Origin of the sequence: Kineococcus glutinatus (genome assembly GCF_039542765.1) — a bacterium.
In the GTDB taxonomy this organism is placed as follows: Bacteria; Actinomycetota; Actinomycetes; order Actinomycetales; family Kineococcaceae; genus Kineococcus_A; species Kineococcus_A glutinatus.
Genome location: NZ_BAABIL010000025.1, coordinates 1 through 1684 on the forward strand (window position 1 = coordinate 1; position 1684 = coordinate 1684).

The 1684-nt window shown below is 78.3% G+C and carries 2 protein-coding genes; both read right to left on the minus strand.

Translation table 11 applies throughout. The annotated features are described in order from the left end of the window. The coding region (locus ABEB16_RS01625; RefSeq protein WP_345710532.1) for a glycosyltransferase family 4 protein at positions 1–823 on the minus strand (823 nt) is incomplete at its 3' end. Further along, a partial coding sequence (locus tag ABEB16_RS01630; RefSeq protein ID WP_345710533.1) for a phosphatidylinositol mannoside acyltransferase occupies positions 820–1684 on the minus strand: 865 nt, incomplete at its 5' end. The genes ABEB16_RS01630 and ABEB16_RS01625, both read right to left, overlap by 4 nt.

Consider the following 1684-nt stretch of genomic DNA (forward strand, 5'->3'; position numbering starts at 1 on the left):
GGGGGGCGATGAAGAGGTCCGCCGAGCGCAGCAGCGCGGCCTTGGCGCGGTCGTCGACGCCGCCGAGGAACTCCACGTGCGCGGCGGTGCGCCCGTCGAGCAGGTGGCCGGCCGCGTGCGGGCCGCCGCGACCGGCGACGAGCAGCCGCAGGCCGGGCACCTGCGCCAGCAGCGCGGGCAGCGCGGCGAGCAGCACGGCGAGCCCCTTGCGCGGTTCGTCGAGGCGGCCCACGAACGCCAGGACGGGACGGGCCGGCGTCCCCTGCCAGGGCGGGTGGGGGACGGCTGCGGCGAAGCGGTCGACGAAGACCCCGTTGGGGATCACGACGGCGTCACCGCCGACGTGCTCGACCACGGTGCGCCGGGCCTCCTCGCTGACGGCGATGCGCGCGGTGATCTTCTCCAGGCCCGGCTGCAGCAGCGGGCCGGCGGCCCGCAGGGCGCGCGAGCGGGCCAGGGCGGTGTGGAAGGTCGCCACCACGGGGACACCGGTCGCCCACAGCGCCAGCAGGGAGGTGCTGGGTGCCAGCGGCTCGTGGAGGTGGACGACGTCGAAGCGGCCCTCGTCGAGCCAGCGCAGCACGCGGCCGGCGGCCACGGGCCCGAAGCCGATGCGGGACACCGAGCCGTTGTACGGCACGGGCAGCGACCGGCCGGCGGGCACGAGACCCTGCGCGGCGGCCGAGCGGGCCGTCTGCCCGGTGGGGGCCAGGACGCTGACGACGTGCCCGCGGCCGCCGAGGTGCTCGGCGAGGTCCCGCACGTGCGCCTGCACACCGCCGGGCACGTCGAAGGAGTACGGGCAGACCACGCCGATCCTCACGACGCGCTCCCCGCCGGGGCGCCGAAGAGCGGTTGCAGGACGTGCCAGTCGTCCGGGTGGGCGGTGATGGCGGCCCCGAGGGCGTCGGCGCAGGCCTGGGTCATCTCCTGCACGGCGCGACGGCGCCCCTCGCGACCGGTCGCACCGGCCGGGGGGTGGACCTGCGCGCCGAACGTGATGACGATGCCGTGGCGGGCACCGCGGCGGACGGCCGGGTGCGTCGCGGGCAGGTCCTCGTGGTGCACGGCGATGGGCACGAGCGCCGCCCCCGAGGCCAGGGCGAGGGCCGCGGGCCCGCCCGGCATGGTGACCGGTTCCCCCAGCAGCCGCACGCGCGGCCCGCCGCCGCCGAGATCGCGGTCGGCGAGCAGCGGTACGAAGGCCCCGGCGCGCAGCCGCCGGACCAGCGCGGTGGGTGTCGTGGGGTCGGCGTGCCCGAGCACGACCATCCCCAGGGAGCGGCGGTAGGCGAGGAACAGCTCGTGCACGCGGGCCGGGCGCAGCTCCTCGGCGACGGTGACGACGGGCGCCAGCCGCAGCTGCGCCCACGCACCGGCGTGGTCCCAGTTGCCGAGGTGGGCGAGCACCCCGACGACGCCGCGGCCGGCGGCGAGGGCCTCGCGCACGGGCTCCTCCCCCACCGTCCGCACCGTGCTCGTGATCCGCTCGGCGTCCCAGGCCGGCAACCGGAAGGCGTCGCACCAGTAGCGCGCGTAGGAGCGCATCCCGGCGGCGCAGGGGTCGTCCTGCTCCCGCTCGCCGGCGTCCTGGACGGCACGGCGCAGGTTGGCGCGCAGGCCGGCGGCGCCGCGACCGCGGGCGGCCAGCGTGCCGCCGAGGCGGAACAGGCGATGCGCGGCG